The 22,208-nt window shown below is 33.3% G+C and carries 19 protein-coding genes; 15 read left to right on the forward strand and 4 right to left on the reverse strand.

From position 1 onward, the window contains the following. Positions 1-28 precede the first annotated feature (28 nt). A complete protein-coding gene (locus tag ACFPTQ_RS04475) occupies positions 29-2,143 on the forward strand; it encodes a prolyl oligopeptidase family serine peptidase (protein ID WP_379774381.1) in 2,115 nt (704 codons plus the stop codon). Positions 2,144-2,244: 101 nt separating this feature from the next. Continuing rightward, a complete protein-coding gene (locus ACFPTQ_RS04480) occupies positions 2,245-2,559 on the forward strand; it encodes an HPF/RaiA family ribosome-associated protein (RefSeq protein ID WP_379774383.1) in 315 nt (104 codons plus the stop codon). A 76-nt stretch (positions 2,560-2,635) separates the two neighbouring features. On the opposite strand, the gene ACFPTQ_RS04485 is transcribed toward ACFPTQ_RS04480, so the two are convergent. Then, complete coding sequence (locus ACFPTQ_RS04485; protein ID WP_379774385.1) at positions 2,636-4,219, reverse strand: L,D-transpeptidase family protein; 1,584 nt, start codon at positions 4,217-4,219, stop codon at positions 2,636-2,638. 316 nt (positions 4,220-4,535) lie between these two features. Here ACFPTQ_RS04485 and ACFPTQ_RS04490 point away from each other — a divergent pair, with 316 nt between their 5' ends. From ACFPTQ_RS04490 to ACFPTQ_RS04520, 7 genes are all read left to right on the forward strand, one after another. Next, complete coding sequence (locus tag ACFPTQ_RS04490) at positions 4,536-5,900, forward strand: ammonium transporter (RefSeq protein ID WP_379774387.1); 1,365 nt, start codon at positions 4,536-4,538, stop codon at positions 5,898-5,900. Positions 5,901-6,004: 104 nt separating this feature from the next. Beyond that, complete coding sequence (trmB, locus tag ACFPTQ_RS04495; protein WP_379774390.1) at positions 6,005-6,682, forward strand: tRNA (guanosine(46)-N7)-methyltransferase TrmB; 678 nt, start codon at positions 6,005-6,007, stop codon at positions 6,680-6,682. Between the two features lie 47 nt (positions 6,683-6,729). Then, positions 6,730-7,362, forward strand: a complete 633-nt coding sequence (locus ACFPTQ_RS04500; protein WP_379774392.1) for a LysE family transporter — start codon at positions 6,730-6,732, stop codon at positions 7,360-7,362. A gap of 52 nt (positions 7,363-7,414) precedes the next feature. Next, positions 7,415-7,750, forward strand: coding sequence for an MGMT family protein (locus ACFPTQ_RS04505; protein ID WP_379774395.1), 336 nt, complete (start codon positions 7,415-7,417; stop codon positions 7,748-7,750). Positions 7,751-7,935: 185 nt separating this feature from the next. Then, positions 7,936-9,063 (forward strand): P-loop NTPase, encoded by a 1,128-nt coding sequence (locus tag ACFPTQ_RS04510; protein WP_379774397.1) that lies wholly within the window; start codon positions 7,936-7,938, stop codon positions 9,061-9,063. A gap of 14 nt (positions 9,064-9,077) precedes the next feature. Beyond that, a complete protein-coding gene (locus tag ACFPTQ_RS04515; protein WP_278034245.1) occupies positions 9,078-9,317 on the forward strand; it encodes a NifU family protein in 240 nt (79 codons plus the stop codon). A 69-nt stretch (positions 9,318-9,386) separates the two neighbouring features. Next, positions 9,387-9,704, forward strand: a complete 318-nt coding sequence (locus tag ACFPTQ_RS04520; RefSeq protein WP_026712464.1) for a 2Fe-2S iron-sulfur cluster-binding protein — start codon at positions 9,387-9,389, stop codon at positions 9,702-9,704. A 52-nt stretch (positions 9,705-9,756) separates the two neighbouring features. On the opposite strand, the gene ACFPTQ_RS04525 is transcribed toward ACFPTQ_RS04520, so the two are convergent. Then, positions 9,757-10,509: an SGNH/GDSL hydrolase family protein gene (locus tag ACFPTQ_RS04525; protein ID WP_379774401.1), complete on the reverse strand. Its 753-nt coding sequence runs from the start codon at positions 10,507-10,509 to the stop codon at positions 9,757-9,759. Between the two features lie 53 nt (positions 10,510-10,562). Beyond that, positions 10,563-11,345: a DUF3050 domain-containing protein gene (locus ACFPTQ_RS04530; RefSeq protein WP_379774403.1), complete on the reverse strand. Its 783-nt coding sequence runs from the start codon at positions 11,343-11,345 to the stop codon at positions 10,563-10,565. Positions 11,346-11,676: 331 nt separating this feature from the next. On the opposite strand from ACFPTQ_RS04530, the gene ACFPTQ_RS04535 reads away from it, so the two are divergent. The 6 genes from ACFPTQ_RS04535 to ACFPTQ_RS04560 all read left to right on the forward strand — a co-directional run bounded on the left by ACFPTQ_RS04535 (position 11,677) and on the right by ACFPTQ_RS04560 (position 20,915). Further along, a complete protein-coding gene (locus ACFPTQ_RS04535) occupies positions 11,677-12,270 on the forward strand; it encodes an RNA polymerase sigma-70 factor (protein ID WP_379774406.1) in 594 nt (197 codons plus the stop codon). A gap of 82 nt (positions 12,271-12,352) precedes the next feature. Continuing rightward, entirely contained in the window at positions 12,353-13,453 is a 1,101-nt protein-coding gene (locus ACFPTQ_RS04540; RefSeq protein ID WP_379774408.1) for a FecR family protein, read from the forward strand. 12 nt (positions 13,454-13,465) lie between these two features. Beyond that, complete coding sequence (locus tag ACFPTQ_RS04545; protein ID WP_379774411.1) at positions 13,466-16,822, forward strand: SusC/RagA family TonB-linked outer membrane protein; 3,357 nt, start codon at positions 13,466-13,468, stop codon at positions 16,820-16,822. A gap of 4 nt (positions 16,823-16,826) precedes the next feature. Then, entirely contained in the window at positions 16,827-18,308 is a 1,482-nt protein-coding gene (locus tag ACFPTQ_RS04550) for a RagB/SusD family nutrient uptake outer membrane protein (protein ID WP_379774414.1), read from the forward strand. Further along, positions 18,292-19,764, forward strand: a complete 1,473-nt coding sequence (locus ACFPTQ_RS04555) for a hypothetical protein (protein ID WP_379774417.1) — start codon at positions 18,292-18,294, stop codon at positions 19,762-19,764. Before ACFPTQ_RS04550 ends, ACFPTQ_RS04555 begins: the two co-directional genes overlap by 17 nt. Positions 19,765-19,766: 2 nt before the next feature. Further along, complete coding sequence (locus ACFPTQ_RS04560) at positions 19,767-20,915, forward strand: cytochrome-c peroxidase (protein WP_379774419.1); 1,149 nt, start codon at positions 19,767-19,769, stop codon at positions 20,913-20,915. Positions 20,916-20,930: 15 nt separating this feature from the next. Here the strand turns inward: ACFPTQ_RS04560 and ACFPTQ_RS04565 are convergent, their stop codons facing one another. Then, positions 20,931-22,109 carry an acyl-CoA dehydrogenase family protein gene (locus ACFPTQ_RS04565; RefSeq protein ID WP_379774421.1) on the reverse strand — a complete coding sequence of 393 codons (1,179 nt, stop codon included), beginning with the start codon at positions 22,107-22,109 and terminating at the stop codon, positions 20,931-20,933. Positions 22,110-22,208 lie beyond the last annotated feature (99 nt).

Genomic DNA, 22,208 nt, shown 5'->3' on the forward strand with positions numbered 1-22,208 from the left:
TACATTTGTGAATATGAAAAAATACAATATGAAACTTAAGCTTGTTTTTATAATGATGATAACAAAAGGAGCCTTTTCCTTCGGACAGAAATCAATTGTGTATCCTGAAACCCGAAGCGATAAAACGATTGATACCTATTTTGGTACTCAAGTAAACGATCCTTATCGTTGGCTAGAAGATGACCGTTCAGAAGAAACGGCTGCTTGGGTGGTAGCGCAAAATAAAGTAACCAATGCGTTTTTAGAGCAAATTCCATTTCGTAACCAGCTAAAAGCGCGAATGGAGCAGTTATGGAATTATGAAAAAACAGGCGCTCCATTTACCGAAGGTAATTTTACCTATTACTTTAAAAATAACGGTTTGCAAAATCAATCGGTTTTGTATCGTAAAGATGCGAATGGAAATGAATCGCTCTTTCTAGATCCTAATACTTTTTCAAAAGATGGAACAACTTCTTTGGGAGAAATTTCCTTTTCTAAAGATGGTTCAAAGTTGGCTTATTCCATTTCCGAAGGGGGAAGTGATTGGCGAAAAGTAATCATTATGGATGCTTTAAGTGGGAAGGTAATTGAGGATACATTAGTGGATGTTAAATTTACTAGTTTGTCTTGGCAAGGCAATGAAGGTTTTTATTATTCGAGTTATGATAAGCCAAAAGGGAGTGAATTGTCGGCTAAGACGGACCAACATAAATTGTATTTTCATAAACTGGGGACATCTCAAAAAGAAGATAAGGTAATCTTTGGCGAAAGCCAAAAAAGAAGATATGTAGGAGGAACGGTTACACAAGACGATCGTTATTTGATTATTTCGGCGGCCAATTCTACTTATGGAAATGAGCTGTATGTGAAAGATTTGTCGCAACCTAACAATCCTATCATTTCAATTGTAAGCGATTTTAAAAATGATTACAATATTCTGGTGAATGAAGGTTCTAAATTGTTTGTGGTAACCGATTATCAGGCGCCAAATAAAAGAATTATTGTTATCGATGTAAGCAAACCATCGGTTGCCAATTGGCAAAATTTAATTCCAGAAAGTACGAATGTTTTAGAACCAAGTACTTGTAGCGGATTTATTTTTGCTCATTATATGAAAGATGCGGTTTCATTAGTAAAACAGTATGATTATTCTGGAAAATTGATTCGTGAAGTGCAGCTTCCAGGCGTAGGTACTGCAGATGGTTTTAGCGGAAAACAAAAAGATAAAATCGTCTATTTTACCTTTACAAATTATGTTACCCCTGCGACCATTTATGCTTTTGATCCCAATTCAGGATTGTCAAATGTATATGAAAAATCCAAATGTCAATTTAATTCTGAAGACTATGAGTCGAAGCAGGTTTTTTATACCTCTAAAGATGGAACCAAAGTTCCTATGATTATAACCCACAAAAAAGGATTGGAATTAAACGGTAAAAATCCAACTATTTTATACGGTTACGGTGGATTCAATATTAGTTTGACACCTAATTTTAGTATTTCTAATGCGGTATGGATGGAAAATGGAGGTGTGTATGCTGTTGCTAATTTGCGTGGAGGTGGCGAGTATGGTAAAGAATGGCATGATGCGGGTACAAAAATGCAAAAGCAAAATGTTTTTGATGATTTCATTGCTGCCGGGGAATATTTGATTGCTAAAAAATATACTTCTTCTAACTTCTTAGCCATTCGTGGCGGTTCTAATGGTGGTTTATTGGTAGGTGCAGTGATGACACAACGCCCTGATTTGGCTAAGGTAGCTTTGCCCGCAGTTGGGGTTTTGGATATGTTGCGTTACCATACTTTTACCGCTGGTGCTGGTTGGGCTTACGATTACGGAACAGCGCAGGATAACAAAGCAATGTTTGAGTATCTTAAAGCTTACTCGCCTTTGCATAATATCAAGAAAGGAGTGCAATATCCAGCCACAATGATTACAACAGGTGATCATGACGATAGAGTAGTTCCAGCGCATAGTTTTAAATTTGCAGCCGAATTGCAAGCGAAACAAATAGGGGATAATCCAGCTTTAATCCGTATTGATGTAAAAGCGGGTCATGGTGCTGGAAAATCATTGGCGGCAACGATTCAGGAAAACGTAGATATTCAGGCTTTTACTTTGTTTAATATGGGCGTTACTCCATTGTTGAATGCAAACTAGCCCTAGTTTTTTTCAATGTTTGTCACAAATTTTTACTAATACATTCGTTTTTTATAGTGTGGTTTATTAAATTAGAGGAATAATATTTAATCGATCAAACCATGAAAATTCAATTTAATACCGACAAACATATTGAGGGACACCAAAGAGCAGAAGCTTATTTTGCTACTGAAATAGAAACGGCATTAGCTCGTTTTGAAGAAAAAATAACTCGCGTTGAAGTACATTTTGGACAAGAAAATAGTGCAAAAATGGGCATCAAAGATAAGCGTTGCTTGATTGAGGTACGTCCGGCTAAATTAGCTCCTTTAGCTGTAACGGAACATGATGATACAAATGAAAAAGCTTTTAGAGGAGCACTAGAAAAAGTAAAAAAAGCATTGACAACTACTTTTGAAAAACAAAAAGAACATTAATGTACCATAAGTAAAGCATACAAAAAAGGCAGTTACACAAATTCGTAACTGCCTTTTTTTATTGCAAATTGTTGCTTTATTGATTAAATAATAAATGCGCTAATAAATCATCTCTTTTGTAGATGTCATTATAAAAGTGAATGGTTCCGTCGTTATCTGCCCATGCAGTAAAATAACCAATGTACACTGGGATTTTGTTGGTAAGCGTGTGCCAAGTTTCTTTACCGCTATGCATGGCTGTTTCAATTTTTTCAGCAGTCCATTTTGGGTCGTCTTTAAGAATTTCCATTGCTAATTCCTTTGGTTTTGCTACTCGAATACAACCATGACTAAAAGCTCGGCTCTCTTTTTCAAATAAACTTTTCGAGGGAGTGTCATGAAGGTAGATATCATTAGAATTGGGGAATAAGAATTTAATTAGACCTAATGAGTTCTTAGGGCCTGGTTTTTGTCTAACACTATTACCTTTCCATTCCATGTCGTGTTCGGCTAAGTAATTTGGATTTTTGGCTATTCCTGGCAGGATTTCATTTTTTAAAATGCTATTTGGAACATTCCAGTAAGGGCTAAAAACAATGTATTTCATCGGAGCACTAAAGATGACCGTTTTATTCATGGTTTTACCCACCACTACTTTTGAACGTAGAACCACTTCTTGGTTTTTGAAATACGAAAGTTGAAATGATGGAATATTGATAGCGATTAATTCTTTAGATTTTGGAATGTCACTAGAAACCCATCGACAGCGTTCCATGTTAACAATTATGGTTTTAATTCGTTCGCTAATAGGTATATTTAAATCTTGAATAAATGCCTTTGTGATGGTGCTTCCTGAAAGCATGCCATGTCTTTGTTTGTAATGCAAAACGCCTTGGGCTAATTCTTCGTCGTAAATTACACTTTTAGAATTTGATTTAAGATCTTCAGATAGGTATAAACGGCTTCTTATTTCGGCAATGGTTTGGGCGCTATCTCCAATTTTGTAAGTGCTAACAGCCGTATCAATTGTAATGCTTTTCCAGCCTCCTTTTTTTTCAATTTGACGGTATTTTTGTAATGCTTTTTTAAGTAGAAAATATTGTCCAATAAGTTTTTTTTCTTCTTTGTTAATGAGTGTAGGATTGGTCAAAAGGGAATCCAAATAGCTAACGTAAGAAAGTTTTTTTCTTGGTATATGCCAACCTGTTTCTGTCGATTTTTCAGAATCTAATCCGTGATAAACATTTTGTGCATAAAAAAAATACATGGCCGAATGGAAAAGCTCTATTTCGGTATTTGGATTTGTGTCTTTTTCTAAGTTGTCTTTAATTTCATTTAGCTTTTCTTTATAGGGGATACTAATTTTTAGGCCTTCCTCGTCTATGTTGTTTATTTTGTCATACAAAAGATAGGCAAATTCATTAATGTTGTTATCGTCATACCAAACATAGTGGTATTGATGTTTTTGGTATAATTTCTTAACGTCCTTCTCGTATTTTTTTAGTAGCGGATAATTTTTGAAAAAAGTATTGATTGCTGTACTGTCGAAGGTTTTTTGGGTTTCTTCGGCAAAAGGTTCTTTTTGTGCAATTGGATTTTCATCATTTTTGTTTTTGCACGAAAAAAATAATGATAAGATTGCAATTATAATAAGGCTGGAGGAAAGGATTATTTTTTTCATACGAACGGTTTTAAGTTTAATCCAAATGTTTTAAACAAAGTAAGATGAATTTATGGAATAGTAAATTACAATTTTTTAGGATTGTTTTACATAATAGCTGTTTTTTTATTACGAATTCAAATGTGGGTACGCTAGAATTTGGCTTATAAAAATGTTATATTCTTTGAAAGAGCTAATTTTTTTTAACGAAATTATTTTTAAAAAGTTCAAAATGGGGTTTTTGTTGTAGAGTTCCTTATTTTATATGGTCAAGAGTTTGAAATGTAAATTATTTTTAAATTTGCCCCCATAAATTAATGGGTTAAACTAAGAAAATATGAAAATTGAGAAGCGTTGGATCATTTCTTTTGTTGTAATTAGTATTGTTTGTATTTCGGGACTTTTTTGGCAAGTACCCTTAGAACCTGAGGCTGTACATTCCCAATTTGGGACAATCGAACAAATCGTTCCTGCCGATGTTGCTTGGATGCTTACTTCTTGTTGTTTGGTACTTATTATGACGCCTGGTTTGGCCTTTTTTTACGGCGGTATGGTAGGGAAGAAAAATGTAATTTCTACGATGCTGCAAAGTTTTATTTGCATGGGTGTAGTTACTCTAATTTGGGTTGTTGTGGGCTTTAGTTTGGCCTTTGGAGAGCCGTTAGGGATTCATATAGGAGATGGATTCTATAGTTTTGTAGGTGATCCAACAACTTTTGTGTTTTTAGATTACGTAGGTGTGTTACCTCATAAGTTGATTGCTAGTACGGTGCCTTTCATGCTTTTTTCTTTATTCCAAATGAAATTTGCTATCATAGCACCAGCTATTATTACAGGTTCTTTTGCTGAACGTGTTCGCTTTATTTCCTACTTATTATTCATTTGTTTGTTTAGTATTTTTATCTATTCTCCTTTGTGTCATGCTGTTTGGTACCCAACAGGGATATTAGGGTCTTTCTTTGGTGTAAAAGATTTTGCAGGAGGAACTGTAGTACATATGAGTGCGGGATTTGCAGCTCTGGCAGGGGTTTTAGTTTTAGGTAAAAGAAAAAACAGCAATCATGTGCCTACAAATATTCCTTTTGTTTTATTAGGGACAGGTATGCTTTGGTTTGGGTGGATAGGTTTCAATGCGGGTTCATCGATGGAGGCTAATGGTGTTGCTGCAATGGCATTTGGAACTACAACTACAGCATCTGCGGCAGCTATGCTTACTTGGATTTTCTTCGATCGAATTAATGGTCGAAAAGTTTCTGCTCTGGGTGCTTGTATTGGAGCAGTAGTAGGATTGGTTTCTATTACTCCTGCAGCAGGTTATGTATCGGTTCCAGAGAGTATGTTTTTTGGATTTATAGCGGCTTTGGTATCTAATAAAATTGTGTACTCTAAATATTTAAAAGGTATTGATGATACCTTAGATGTATTTGCTTGTCATGGTGTAGGAGGAATCATGGGGATGATTTTAACCGCTATTTTTGCTCATGGAGAGGATGCAAGTTTGCTTCACGGTGGATGGGGTGTTTTTGGTCACCATATGACCGCTTTATTGCTGGTTTCTATTTATACTTTCTTTGGTGCTTATTTGTTATTTAAAATTACAGACAAAATTATCCCAATGCGTGTTTCGGAAGAAGCAGAAATTATGGGATTGGATTTGTCACAACACGACGAAACTTTATTTCCTATAGAGTGTGCGGAATAAGTTTTTAAACTAACCACATTATATACTAGGGCAAGTTTTTATTTATAAAAGCTTGCCCTAGGTCTTATTTATTTGCTTAATTTTGCGCAAATATTTTAAAAACAGTGGGAAGTAAAAATAAATTAAAACGATTCAAAGAGAACGAGACATTCAATAATGTTTTTCAACCAACTAGAGAAGAAGTAGTAGGTGATTTATTTTCTTTAAAAGGGAAATGGAATACGGACTTCTTTAAAAATGACAATCCTATCGTATTGGAATTAGGTTGTGGAAAAGGGGAGTATTCTGTAGGTTTAGCCGAAAGATATCCTAACAAAAACTTTATTGGTATTGATATTAAAGGAGCCCGTTTTTGGAGAGGAGCTAAAACCGCTGTTGAAACAGGTTTATATAACGTAGCTTTTGTTCGAACGCAAATCGAGTTGATTAATCATATTTTTGCGGAGAACGAAGTAGATGAAATATGGATTACTTTTCCAGATCCTCAAATTAAATACAAGCGTACCAAACACAGAATGACTAATTCACAGTTTTTACAATTGTATAAAAAAATTCTAAAAAAAGACGGAGTAGTCAATCTTAAAACCGATAGCGAATTTATGCACGGTTATACCTTAGGATTGTTGCACGGAGAAGGTCATGAGGTTTTGTATGCTAATCATAATGTGTATGTGAACGAAGGTAGTCCTGAGGAAGTTACTGCTTTTCAAACTTTTTACGAAAAACAATATTTAGAAATTAATAAAGCAATCACCTATATCCGTTTTAAGATTAAAGACTAAAGCCTTTCTGATATAAGATGTTTTGGGTATTCCTGTAAGTAAGGCTTATGAATATAATTGTATCCTTGTTATCTGGTTTTATTTCTGCCTTTATAGGAATTACTCCTCCGGGTTTGTTAAATATGACTGCGGCCAAAGTAAGTATGAAAGACGGAAGGCGTCATGCTTTTTGGTTTGTTTTAGGTGCAGTTGTGGTTATATTTCTACAGGTTTATCTCGCTGTTTTGTTTGCTCAAATTATTAATAGTAGACCTGATATTGTTTTGCTATTGCGTGAAGTTGGCTTTGTGGTTTTTACGGCTTTAACAGTCTATTTTTTTTGGTTAGCCAAAACGCCTAAACTAAAGAAACCCAAGTTGAAAAAACACAGTACTAAGAAACGTTTCTTTTTAGGGATGTTTTTATCGGCATTGAATTTTTTCCCAATACCCTACTATGTTTTTATCAGTGTTTCCTTGTCATCGTATGCTCTTTTTTCTTTTGATCTTACTTCAATTTTAATTTTTGTAAGTGGAGCAGTTATAGGTTCGTTTCTTGTTTTCTATTTATACATTCTTTTTTTTCAAAAAATTGAAACTAAGGCTGATTATCTTCTTCGTAATATGAATGTTATTATTGGAAGTATTACTGGTCTAGTCGCCGTTTTGGCTTTGGTTAATATTTTACAATATTACTACTAAGCTTTTTTGTTGTATAGTTTTGCATTAGTGAAATATTTAATTTTACAGTACTATGTCGAATGCCGATAATGCTAATTTTTTTGAAAGAGTCTATGCGGTAGTTAGGCAAATTCCTTATGGAAGAGTGACTTCTTATGGAGCTATTGCTAAATATCTAGGAGCTGCTCGTTCTTCAAGAATGGTTGGTTGGGCAATGAATGCTTCTCATGCAATGGAAGATGTTCCTGCTCATAGAGTAGTCAATCGAAAAGGCTTGCTTACGGGTAAATTTCATTTCGATGGAACCAATTTGATGCAGCAATTATTAGAGAATGAAGGCTTGCAAGTAGTCGATAATCAAATAGTCGATTTCGAAAAATACTTTTGGGATCCGCAGCAAGAACTTTAAAGCTTTAAAAGTCTAAAAATCACATTATAAGTCTTTATCGTTAGAACTGATTGCGGTATTAATAATTACAATTCAAATACTTTAAATTAAGAACTTAATCTATTATCTTTGCAATCTGAAATCAGTTTAAATAAACGTTAGCTCTTTAAACTGAAAATAGCAATTGAATAATAGTAAATATAGTAATGAAATTAGATAGAAAAGAAATTCTTAAGGCTTTAGAGACAATTACTATTGCAGGAGAAGGAAAAAACATGGTTGAAAGTGGAGCAGTTACCAATGTTCTTACTTTTGGCGATGAAGTAGTGGTTGATTTGGTTTTACATACTCCAGCCATGCACATAAAAAAACGTGCTGAAGACGATATCAAAAAGACAATTTTAGAAAAAGTTTCTGCCGAAGCTAAGATTAAAGTTAATATAAAAGTTGAAGCTCCTGAAAAGCCAGAAATTAAAGGAAAAGCAATTCCAGGAATCAAAAATATTATTGCTGTAGCTTCTGGTAAAGGAGGTGTAGGTAAATCTACTGTAACAGCAAATTTAGCGGTTTCATTAGCTAAAATGGGCTTCAGTGTAGGAGTTTTGGATGCGGATATTTATGGTCCATCAATGCCTATCATGTTTGATGTTGAAAATGAAAAACCAATTTCGGTTACGGTTGATGGAAAATCAAAAATGAAACCTATTGAAAGTTATGAAGTAAAAATGCTTTCCATTGGGTTCTTTACGTCGCCAAGTCAAGCCGTAATTTGGAGAGGTCCTATGGCTTCTAAGGCTTTAAATCAAATGATTTTTGATGCCGATTGGGGAGAATTGGATTTTATGTTAATCGATTTGCCTCCAGGTACAGGAGATATCCACCTTTCTATCATGCAATCTTTGCCAGTTACTGGTGCCGTTGTAGTAAGTACACCTCAGGCTGTGGCTTTGGCTGATGCCAAAAAAGGAGTTTCTATGTTTATGTCAGAAGCTATCAATGTTCCTGTGTTAGGAATTATTGAAAACATGGCTTATTTTACTCCAGAAGAATTACCTAACAATAAATACTATATTTTTGGTCAAGAAGGCGCTAAAAATTTAGCAGAAGATTTAGCAGTTCCATTTTTAGGAGAAGTTCCAATTGTTCAATCTATTCGTGAAGCAGGAGATTATGGTCGTCCAGCAGCTTTGCAAACAGGGTCGATTATCGAAACAGTTTTTGAAAATATTACACGTAAAGTGGTCGAAGAAACCGTTAGCAGAAATGAGAGTTTACCTGCTACTGAAGCGATAAAAATTACTACTATGGCTGGTTGTTCAGCGATAAAAAAATAATTTAAGTAAAGAAAATGACAACAGAAGAATTAACAATTGAAGTTCAAAAAGCACTGGCTGAAATCAGACCTTTTTTAGAGTCAGATGGAGGTAATATTAGTCTTATTTCTATAGAAGATGATAAGCATGTAAAAGTGCGTCTTGAAGGAGCTTGTACTAATTGTAGTGTGAATCAAATGACACTTAAAGCTGGCGTGGAAACAACAATTAAAAAGTTTGCTCCACAAATAGAAACAGTTGTAAATGTTTTGTAAGGCATAGGTTGTCTAAAAATTATTTACCCAAATTATTTTGTTCAATCAATCAATTCCCAATAATAAATAATGGATGTTTTAATTAAAATTAAGGATAGAGAAGGAGTAGTTCATGAGTTACAAGCTCCCACAGATATGGCCATGAATATCATGGAACTTTGTAAAGCTTACGAATTGCCTGTGGAAGGTACTTGTGGAGGAATGGCAATGTGTGCTTCTTGTCAATGTTATGTTTTAAATGATGTGGCTTTGCCAGAAATGGGAGAAGATGAAGAAGCAATGCTTTCTGAGGCTTTCTATGTAAAATCGAATAGTCGTTTGGGTTGTCAAATTCCTATTACTGTAGATCTAGAAGGATTAGAATTAGAATTAGCTCCTGAGAGTTAATATTCTATTTTGTGTATAATGAATAAGGCTGTTTTTAATTGAAAAAGCAGCCTTATTTGTTTAGTATCGTTACCGCTCGAGGAAGAATTCGTTCTACAAATAATCTGTAGGCATAATCAGAAGGATGTAAGCCATCAGAGGCTACTAAATTTGTATTATTTAAGCCTTGACGAGTTATATCTGTGATATTGATAAATAATAGTTCATTTGATTCACAATATGATTTTGCAAAGGAATTGTAACGATCAATTTCTTTTGATATATTTTCGGTATTACCAAAGCTTTGCCCGTAAGGAGTATAAGCATAATCTGGAATAGAAATTACCATTAATTTGTTTTTATCACCTTTGGCCAGATTAATTGCTTTGGAAACAAGTTGTGGAAATTCTTTTTCATAAACACTAAAATTCAAACCTCGATATTGGTTGTTGACACCAATTAATAGTGTAACCAAATCAAAATTAGGGATTGGTTTGTTGATTTCTATAGCTTGTATCAATTCGCTTGTTGTCCATCCTGTTCGGGCAATAACTTCTAGCGAAAACTTGTTTTGTAGATTAAGATTTCTCAAGGATTCTTTTAGTTGCTCAGGAAATTTACAGGTTTCGCATACACTTTGACCTATGGTGTAGCTATCGCCTAGTGCCAGATAGTTTACAGTGTAGTTTAGTGTAGGAAGTGATAAGGATGAATTTACTTTTGGCGGACTTGTAGTAGGGGATATTATCAATGCATTTTCGGTACTGCAACTTATGCTTAGTGCTATAAATAAAAACGTAACTACTATTTTTAATTTTCTTTTCATGTTAAAATCAATTTCTAGTAGTTACGTTTTTTTTGATGTTATGGATTAGTGTTTTAAGCCATTTCTACTTTCATGGAGATTATTTCTTCGATCGCATTCCAAAGTTCGATTCTTTTTTCTAAGGCCAGAATAGAAACTTCTTCAACTTCTTTCCACTTTTGTTCGTCATTTTCGCAAAGTTCATTAATCATTTGCATTGCCATAGGTCCGTGTTCGTCGGCATCTAGCTCAATGTGTCTTTCAAAGTAGTAGATTAATTTAGTTAAATCAGTTTCTGGGAATTGAGCCTGAAAGTTCTTTAAAATGGCAAAGAACATACTTGGGATTAAGTCTTCACGGCCAAAGGTAAAAGCTGCAGCTATTTCATGCGTTTTTCCTTCTTCAATAACACGGAACGTAAAGTCTATAAATGCTTTAATGTTGGGGTGTAAATCACTTTTTTTAATTGCTACAAAAATGTTTTGTAAAGATTGTATTTGTTCTAAGAAATGTTGGATTTTGCTTGTATCTGCTCCACAAGCCTCCATCGCTTCGATGTACATTTCGTAATGACTTTGATGTCTTCCGTCCAGCGCCAAATCACTTTCCTCGGCTAAAACAATTTCGTTAATTAAATATCTTGTTTCTGGATTTTTAGTTGCAAACCATGGTGTGCTAGTGCATGTTAGTCTTTCTTGTAAGGCTTTTAATAAAGACATAAAGTCCCAAACAGCATACACATGGCTTTCTAGAAAGGTGTGTAAATCCTCTATCGTTTTTACTTTGCTGTAAAGTGAATGTTGGAGTAATACGTTTTTTTGGGTCTCAATACTTTTATTAATATGCTGAATATTCATCGTGTAATAATTTTGTGTAAAGATAAAAAAGCTATAAGTTTTCGGTGAAATTTGCTATCAATTTTATCAATACTTTAATAATTGTTTCTTTTATGTTCTTTTCAAAATTTACTTTATTTTTATTTACGTCTTAGTTTGATTTTTGGTTTTATTAGTTGTTGAAATTTGGTTTTTTGTATCAATTTCAGCATTTTTGTTTGTTTTTTATATCGTTTAGTCTTAATTTCTGAAAAAAATTTAATTACTTATTTAGAATCATTTTAAATTAATTACATATCTTTGTAATCTCTCTAGTCATAGAGTTTAAAGCTTTAATCTTTTTTTATTGTAAATGGGAATTAATAATCATTTAAAAGCATCATTTTTTGAGTCCTTTAAAAAAGGAGACGAAAAAGCTTTTACGTATTTCTACGAGTTGTATTTTAATGCCATAAAGAATTTTAGTATATCTTTTATCTACGATGTTGAAGAGGCTGAAAATATTGTTCAAGAAGCATTTTTAAATCTATGGGAAAAGAGAGGGCAAGTTGAATCAGTCAATGGAATACAATCTTTTTTATTTACCTATGCTAAGTCAAAATGTTTAAATGCAATCCGACATAATAAAGTTAAAGATCGTTTTAAGAGTCAGATATTAAATGAAAAAGAACGAGCCTTAGACTTGGAAATTTTAAATTCATTGCCCTTAGATGAATTAGAATTTAAAGAATTAGAAAAAGTTATTGAAAATTCAATTAAACAATTACCATTAACGACACAAAAGGTTTTTATTCAAAAACGTTTTGAAAACAAGAAAAATGCTGAAATAGCTGAGGAAATGAATATTTCAATTAAAACGGTCGAAGCCCACATGACTAAAGCTTTAAAGTTGTTGAAAGAGGGTTTGTCAGATTATCATTTTATTCTTATCCATTTTTATTTTTAAATCAAAATTAAAAAAAAGTTAAAAAAAGCTTAGGGTTTTATTAAACTTAGGTGTACTTACTAAAAGCACTAAATAAATCCTTATGCAAATACCTGATTTAATTTATAAATATTTAAACAATCAAACCACTGAGGTGGAGGTTGAAAAACTTTTTGATTGGATTGAAGCTTCTGAAGAAAATAAGCAACTTTTTATTGGCATAAAAAAAACATGGGTATTAGCTACACTTCCGGGAAATAACCCTACTGAGGTTATTCAGTTGAATAAAAAGAAGCGCAAAACGATTACTTTATTTAAATACGCAGCAGTATTTGTAATTCTTTTAGGTTTAGGTAAACTCGCTTTTGATTATTCTAAAAAACCACAATCAGAAAACGAAATTATTCTAGAATTAGGAGATGGACGTATTGAATATGTTAGCAAGCAAAATCAAACCAATTTATTGGATGAAAATGGAAAATTGATTGCAGAGAAAAAAGAGGATCAAATTGTCTATCATGGAAAAGTTAATGATGATAAAGTAAATTATAATACTTTGACTGTTCCTTATGGTAAAACATTTATCGTTGTCCTTTCAGATGGAACGAAAGTCACTATAAATTCAGGAACTACTTTACGTTATCCGGAACAATTTGGAATTCACAGTAACAGACAAGTCTATCTGAGCGGAGAAGCTTTTTTTGAAGTAACAAAAGATAAATCTCACCCTTTTATTGTAAATATAGACGATGTAGCAGTTAAAGTACTAGGAACCAAATTCAATATCAGTGCTTATCCAGAGGAGGCAACTGTAAATAGTACTCTTGTTGAAGGAAGTATCCAGTTAGAAGAAGATGCAAATAAATCAAATTCGGTTGTAATAGTTCCTAATCAAATGGTAGTGTGGAATAAGATTTCTAAAAAAATGGCTGTAACAACTGTAGATACGGCTTTTTATACCGCTTGGATAAATGGAGAGTTAGTATTCAAAGACACTCCTTTCTCTGTTATTGCTAAGATTATTCAACGCACCTATAATGTTGAAATAATTAATAAAAGTACGGAATTAGCTAAGCAGCGTTTTTCTGGAACAATTTCTACCAAAGAATCGAGTGTAGAAAATATTTTAGAATTATTAAAACGCGATACCGCTTTCCAATATTCAAAAGATAATAACACAATAACCATTTCCAATATTCCTTAAATTCAAAAGCAGATGGCATTTTTTAATCCCCCCAATTTTTTAAAGCGAATAGTTTTAGTCGTAATTTTTCTTTCAGTCGTTCCAGGCTATTCGCAAAATTCATCCATTAGTTTAAATTTTAATGATAAACCAATTTCTTTGATTATTAAAGAAATAGAGCAACAAAGTCATTTTCGTATTATTTACAATGCACGAAAAATTGATGTAGCTCAAAAAAAATCAATAAATATTCGTAATGCTTCCCTAGAAGCAGTGTTAAACGAAATATTCAAGAATACTGCTATTTCGTTTTACATTCAAAAAAAGCAGGTTTTGTTAATTGAGAAAACGACACCAACTACTAATGTTGTGAAGCATAATGAAACCGAAAGATTCATTCGTGGAAAGGTAATAGATGCTAAAACAAAATTTCCTTTACCCGCAGCCAGTATTAGGGTAAAAGGAACAGGAATGGGTGTAATAACCGATTTTAATGGTGAATTTGTATACAAACTAAATGGTAACAATATAAATGATATCGAGCTTGAGGTTACTTATATTGGTATGCAATCACAGCTTATAAAAGTAAGTAACAAATCAGAATTTGTATTCGCATTAGAAGAATCGGTTGATTCTTTAGACCAAATTGTTATTACGTCTTCTTATGGTACTAAGAAGATGAAAGAGGAAGTTGTAGGGAGTATTTCGACATTGAGATCTAAAGATATTGCTGTAGATCAAGCTTCTGAAAGTATTGATAAAATGGTCGAAGGACAAATTGCTGGGGTTTTAATTGAAAATACTTCAGGTGTAGGAAATCCAGTGAAAATTAATATTCGTGGACAAGGTACTTTACAATCTTTGACCAATTCTAGGATTGGAACTTCTACTCAGCCATTAATTATAATTGACGGAGTAATTATGTCGGAACAATTACCTATTGATAGTGCATTTTTTGATGGAAACGGTGATTTTGCAGAAACCTTGTCGAATCCTTTGAGTCAAATTACACCTGAAACTATAGAAAGTTTTACTGTTCTTAAGGATGCAGCTGCTGTAGGTTTATACGGAGCTGATGGTGCGAATGGTGTCATTTTAATTACGACCAAAAAAGGAAAAAAAGGAAAGACTAAATTTGGTTTTTCAAATCAATTAGGGGTTTCGTCTGCAATAAATCAAATCAAATATTTAAATGGAGAACAATTTAATGAATTAAGAAATGATTATACAAAAAACAATTCGGAGTCGAATATGATTCCTTATAATGGAGTGAATACGAATTGGTTTGATTTGTTAAATAGAGATGGTATTTATAATAAATACAATTTTAATGTTTCTGGCGGAACAGATAAGTTTAGCTATCGAAGTAGTATTAATTATTTAGATATTGATGAACCTCAAATGGGAAATACAACTAAGCAATTAACCGCCGGAATTAATCTTGGATTTAATCATAAAAAGTTGGATGTGAGTTTATCTCTTAATCCGAGTTACATCCAAAAAGATGCTCCAAATGTTTATTATAGTTTTGCTTTTCTTCCTACGATTGCTCCCTACAATGAAGATGGAAGTTATTCAACTACTGGTTTAACGGGTGCGTTTGGGGGAAATCCATTAGCAGGAATTGCGCAGAACAGAAATCTAACGGATACTTATGGAATCTTAGGAAGTTTAAATTTAGGTTATCAGTTAAATAATGCCATTCGATTATCGACTTTGTTTGGTATAGATTATTCGGATAAAGAACAGGATCGTTATTATTCGGGAGAAAATGAAAGTGGACAAAATAATAGAAGTTTTGAACTTAATGGAATTAAATATAACAGATGGGGTAGAAGAATTATCAATCAAAGAAACACAACTAAGTGGAATTGGCAAGGACAATTATTGTTTAATAAAACTTTAGCAAAACATCATGGATTAGATGGTGTGATTGGTTTTGAACTTTCGGAAGAAAAAGGAAAATTTAACTATGCTGAAGGTTCAGGCTTTGTGAATCCAAATCAGTTGAATGCTGTTGCCGATGCCATTCAGGATGATGATCCAAATACTCCTGAGGATGATTCAAGAGATAATCAAAATTATAAATACGAAATTAATAATAGTTCAAGAGTTTCGGCTTTTTCACAGATTAATTACAATTATAAAAAGAAGTATTATGTATTAGCCAATTTTAGAAGAGATCAAAGTTCTGTTTTTGGAAGTGATAATAATGTGGCTTTTAATAGTGGTGTAGGTGCGGGATGGCTTTTGAGTAACGAAGATTTTTTAAATCAAAAATCTTGGATAGACCTTTTAAAATTAAAAGCAAGTTACGGTTCTACAGGAAATTCAAGAATTGGTTCCTATCGTTCAAAAGGAATTTATACTGTTTCTCAAAACGGATATAATGGCTATAATGATGCTACGCCTAGCGATGCGCCTAATGGAAATTTAGGATGGGAGAAAAATACAAAGTTTAATGCGGGTGTTGATTTTAATATTTTCAACAGAATACAAATGTCTCTGGAATATTATTATGATTACAAAACCGATTTGATAAGCAGTAGAGATGTTCCTACCGAAACAGGATATAGTTCAGTGCAACTTAATGCTGCAACTATGTATAATAAAGGAATTGAATTTTCGACTAAAATTAATTGGTTTCAAAAGGAAAAATTCAAGTGGAATACTTCTGTAAACATTTCAACAGTTAAGAATAAAGTAACTGATTTAGTTGGTTTAGGAAGTGATTATTCCCTTGCCAGTTTGGCGTTAGCGCAAAAAATAGGCTATAGTACTACTACAATTTGGGGAGTAAAATGGGCAGGTATTGATCCTGCAACTGGACGAGAGTTAGTTGAAAAAGGCGGAGCGATATACGATGATGCCACTTACAAAAGAAACTTTTCTAATGCCGATTGGGAACCAATTGGTGATACGCAACCTAAAGCTTTTGGAGGATTTAGTAATGTATTTTCAATCAATAATAGTTTAAGTTTAGCAATTAGAGGTTCATTTCAATGGGGAGGTAAAGATTTAATTTCAAATGAATTAATCTCTAAATACAGTAACATCAGTAATAGAAACTTGTCGGTTAATGCATATGATTATTGGAGAAATCCAGGTGATATTGTCACACAGCCTGCTCCTAATAAAGTTGCACCTATAGCTAATTTGAGTAAATATGTTTACGATGCTACTTTTATCAAATTAAGCAATATCAATTTGAGTTATAGTGTTCCAATTAGAAACACCTTTCTTGATAATTTGAATCTGTTTTTTGATATCTCAAATGTGGCTTATTGGTACAAAGATAAAAGCCCAAAAGGGATGAATGGAATTAGGGAGTTTAGTTATACTTACCCACAAGCTAGAACAATTTCACTAGGAATTAATACTAAATTTTAAGAAAATGATAAAAAGTCAATATAAAATCAGTTTTGTCGTATTCCTTTTTGCTGGATTGTTGTTGCTACAATCTTGTAGTGATTTCCTAGAGCAGGAACCGGGTACTAAAATTTCAATTACAGAGCAACTTTCTACTAAACAAGGTGTTTTAACGGCATTGAATGGTGTTTACAGTAATCTTGAGGCTAATTTAAGAGGAGAACGTTTTGCTGTTTATGCTGATTTACAAGGTGGAAACCTTAAGTTTTCACCAAATAAAGTAACTAGTTCTTCAAAAGGTGTGATTGCAATACCAACAAATATTGCTAATGTCTATTCTTTTGATGATCAATCTGCTGATTCAGATTTTGAATCTTTTTATAATGAAAGTTATGATATCATAAATCAGTGTAATTTGATTTTAGAATTTACAGATGCACTTACAGATGCAGGAACAACCGAAAAAAATCAAATCAAAGCAGAAGCATTAACTATAAGAGCATATACACATTTTTTACTAGCTGAAGTGTATAGTCAAAATTATGGCTATACTGAAAATGCTTCACACTTTGGTATTATTTACAAAACAAAATCTATTTTGCAAGGACTGGAATATCCAGCTCGTAAAACAGCAGCCGAAACCTATTCTTTAATTATTTCGGATCTAAAAAATGCCTTGGAACTGTATTCTTCAAGTTCATTTTTAACAGGGCCATCCTATTCTTTTTTTAGTGCTGCAAGTACGAAAGCATTGTTAGCAAGAGTTTATCTGTCTAAACATGATTGGCAAAATGCTTATGATATTGCAGATGATGTGATTAAAAATTCAGGAGTAAATTTAGTTGCTACTGAAAATTATTTGGCAGAATGGGAAAAACCAAACGTACCCATTAGTGAAGTTTTACTTGAGTTTTCAATTCCTAAGGATGCTTCGGGTGCGATTGGAGGTTCCTTATCAGCCTTTTTTGGATATGTAAATACAACAAGTTATGGGGATTATGTGGCCTCGCAGGATTTACTGGGATTGTATGGTACAAGCGATATTCGTAAAAATTTATTTTTAGTGCAACCGTTATCAACCTTAGTTAATGATGTTCAGGTAAATAGAAATTATTCTTTTACAAAAAAATTCCAGGATAATCCGGGATATGTTGCTTTCAGATTGTCGGAGCAATATTTAATTAGAGCTGAAGCAGCATTAAAGCTTCAAAATATAAATCAGGCAAAAACAGATATCAATATTATCAGAGCAAGAGCCAATGCTACTTTGCTTTCGGATAGTGAAAATCTTGAAGAAGCTTTGTTTTTGGAAAGAAGAAAGGAATTGTGTTTTGAAGGACATTTGTTCTTTGATATTGCCCGAAATAAAAAGAATGTTCAAAGAAATGATGGTTGTATTTCCAATAACTGCCAAATGAACTATCCATCTCTTAAATATGTGTTACCAATTCCGCTAGCAAATAAAAATCTTAACTCTAATTTAGTTCAAAATGAATCGTATAATTAAACATATATCGGTAGTATTTGTGTTCGTGATACTTATGCTTTCATGTTCCAAAGATGAATTTAAGTCCACTACCTATAATCTTGATCCTTTTGTGAGATTTAATTTTTTAGTGAATACTAATAATGTTCCACTAGAATATCCTGCTGTAGGTACGTCTTTGATTCCATTGAGTACGTATACAAATCAATCTTTAAAAACTTTAAAGGTTCCGGTAACATTAAGTTCGCCAACTTTAAAAGAAGCGGTTCGAGTTAATTTTAGTGCTACAACTTCAGGTGATTCGAATGTTTTTAGTATCGAACCAACTAACGAATTATTGTTTGATGGTAATAAACTTACGGATACTATTTCCCTTTCTTTTGATAAAAGATGGATAAAAAATCAGGGTATTAACTTGAAATTAGAATCGGTTTCGAATCCAGATGTTCATATTGGTAATTTAAATTCGATCGCTCCTAATGATACTTTTGAGATCAAATTAGGAGAAATAAATACAACGTATAAATTGTCTACTAGTAAAATTGAATTAAAAGGGGAATTAGGTGAGGTTGTAGATTTTAAGTTAGAATTTCCTAATGGCTTTTTTCGTTCAGAAATTGAAAATGCTTCTTTTTTTAATTTCCGTAATGGATTTAAATACTCACTAACTCGTGATGATTTTGATGAAAATATAAATTCGATTACCTATCACTTAACGCTTTTAGAAGATATTCAAGATGATGATGTTAGTTATATTACTAAAATTACACTTAATGCAATTCAAGATTATGAGATTAAGGGGCAAAATAGTTTGACAATTGAGAAACCTTTAATAACTCCGAGAGATGTAAATGTGAATCCTGCTGCTAATTTTTATAATTTATCAGATCCTTTTTATAGAACATATGGGGCTAATTGGTTTGAAAGAAATGGAACTTGTTCTTGGTTTGCTTTTAATGCGTTTACTTTTCCAGTAGTTGTGAATAAAGATGATTCAAATGCTATTCAATTTAGTGGTCAAGGAACCGCTGATACCTCAGATGATGTCTATCATGATGCTTTTAAAATTGGGTTTAATGTTACCTCAGGGACTAATACGACTAATTCTTTTGGTTTGAAAAATTGGTTCACTAATGAATCTACTTCTGCAGCTAATTCACCTGGCTTTAATATTACTTCTGCTCTTGAATTTTTTCCAGAGGGCGGAAATAATAAAACGAAAGGAATTGTTTTAGTCAACCAACAGGATATCATTATTTCAGGAACAAATGGTAAAAGTTATACTATAGAAATTGCTGGTGAGGGAACTTATCAGGACAAAGGGAATGGTTTGTTTGAGATTTCATTTGATTTACGATTAACAAATCAGGCTTTATTTGGAGGAACTGTTTCTTCTAAATATAAAATATATAATAAAAGTACTTTTCCAACATTAACCCCATTAAGTGAACCTTGTTTAAAACCAGTAACCTTATAAATATGAAATTAAAATTAATCACTTTTTCCGTTTTAGTTTTGTCGTGTTTAACGGCTTATAAAAGCTTTGAAGGTCCTAAATATATAGATATTCAGGAATTACGAAAAGTATATTCTAGTGGTGATGTTTCCAAATGGCCTAAAGCCGAATTGGACAAAAGTATCGATAAGAAAACTTTTCAGGATATTGGGGTTTTGCCAGAAGTAACTTATCCTGACTATAATCCGTATTCGAAAGAAAAAGAAAGCTTAGGGAAAATTCTTTTTTTCGATCCTAGACTATCAGTGAGTGGTCAAATTGCCTGTGCTTCCTGTCATAATCCAGAATTAGGTTGGACGGATAATTTGACGCGTTCTTTTGGTCACGACAGACAAACTGGTAAACGAAATTCAATGACTATTTTGAATTCGGCTTTTGCTACTTCTTTATTTTGGGATGGTCGTGCTAAAAGTTTAGAAGATCAGGCACAATTTCCTATTGGTGACCCACTAGAAATGAATGAAAAACTAACGATTGCAGTTGATAAAATTGCTACTATAAAAGGTTATAAGCCTCTTTTTAAAGCGGCTTTTGGGGATGATGCGGTTTCATTACAACGTATTCAATATGCTATCGCAACCTTTGAAAGAACTATTGTAAGTCCTAAAAGTAAATTCGACCATTTTGTTAGTGGTAAATCGGAAGCATTCACTGATCAACAAGTAAAAGGTTTGCATTTATTTAGAACAAAAGCACAATGTATTAATTGTCATAATACCCCTTATTTTAGTGATAATCAATTTCATAATGATGGACAAACGCTTTTTGGAACTAAAAATGAGGACTTTGGCCGTTTTAATGTAACTCATAAAATGGAAGATTTGGGTAAGTTTAGAACGCCAACACTAAGAGAAGTTGTTAATACTAGACCTTGGATGCATCACGGTCATTTCCCAACTTTATTAGATGTTGTAGAATTTTATAATTTGGGTAATCCTTCAGCAATACAAAAAAAATATTTAGGGACTGCCAGAGATACTCTAATTCCTAAACCAGATCCTTTGCTAAAAAAATTAAATTTAAACAAAGAAGAAATTAATGATTTATTAGCTTTTATAGAGACTTTAAGTACTCCGAGAGGGAGAATTATTATACCTACATTACCAAAATAATTGATTTTTTGGTTTTTATTTAAAAGCTGAAATACCCGTGATGTCCATTCCTGTTATCAGTAAATGGATATCATGGGTTCCTTCATAAGTAATGACTGATTCTAGGTTCATCATGTGTCTCATTATAGAATAATCTCCAGTGATTCCCATGGCGCCTAGAATCTGTCTTGCTTCACGAGCGATGTTAATGGCCATATCAACATTGTTTCGTTTAGCCATTGATATTTGTGCCGATGTTGCCTTGCCTTCATTTCTTAAGGTACCTAATCGCCAGGTTAGTAATTGTGCTTTGGTGATTTCGGTAATCATTTCGGCCAATTTTTTTTGTTGGAGTTGCATTCCTGCGATAGGTTTTCCAAATTGTATTCTTTCTTTAGCATAACGCAAAGCGGTATCATAACAGTCCATTGCCGCACCAATGGCACCCCAAGCAATTCCGTAACGAGCCGAATCCAAACAACCCAGTGGCGCACCTAATCCAGATTTGTTTGGTAGTAGGTTTTCTTTAGGAACTTTGACGTTGTCAAAAATTAATTCACCAGTTGCCGAAGCGCGTAATGACCATTTGTGATGGGTTTCGGGAGTAGAGAAGCCTTCCATGCCACGTTCTACAATTAAACCATGAATTCTCCCTTCTTCGTTTTTGGCCCATACGACAGCAATATCAGCAAAAGGGGCGTTAGAAATCCATATTTTAGCACCATTTAAGAGATAATGGTCGCCTTTATCTTTAAAATTGGTGGTCATGCCTCCAGGGTCGGAGCCATGATTGGGTTCGGTTAAACCAAAGCAGCCCATCCATTCTCCAGAAGCCAGTTTTGGTAAGTATTTTAGTCGTTGTTCTTCGTTACCGTATTTCCAAATAGGATACATAACCAATGATGATTGTACAGATGCTGTTGAACGTACACCTGAATCGCCTCTTTCTATTTCTTGCATGATCAAGCCATACGAAATTTGGTCTAATCCTGCGCCGCCATATTCTTGTGGGATGTAAGGTCCAAAAGCACCAATATCGGCTAATCCTTTTATAATTTGTGTAGGGAAATCGGCTTTTTGGGCATAGTCCTCAATGATGGGAGAAACTTCGCGTTTGACCCATTCGCGAGCAGCGTCACGAACCAATTTATGTTCCTCTAATAAAAGTTCATCAAGGTTGTAATAGTCTGGTGCTTGAAATAGATCTGGTTTCATGGTTTCTCATTGGTATTATAGTGGTGGGACTTTTTTAATGCAAAATCAAAAGTTATACTATAAATTTACACAAAGGATTTTTAATCAAGCATGAAAAAG

The organism is Flavobacterium sp. GCM10022190 (genome assembly GCF_042656445.1).
In the GTDB taxonomy this organism is placed as follows: Bacteria; Bacteroidota; Bacteroidia; order Flavobacteriales; family Flavobacteriaceae; genus Flavobacterium; species Flavobacterium nitratireducens.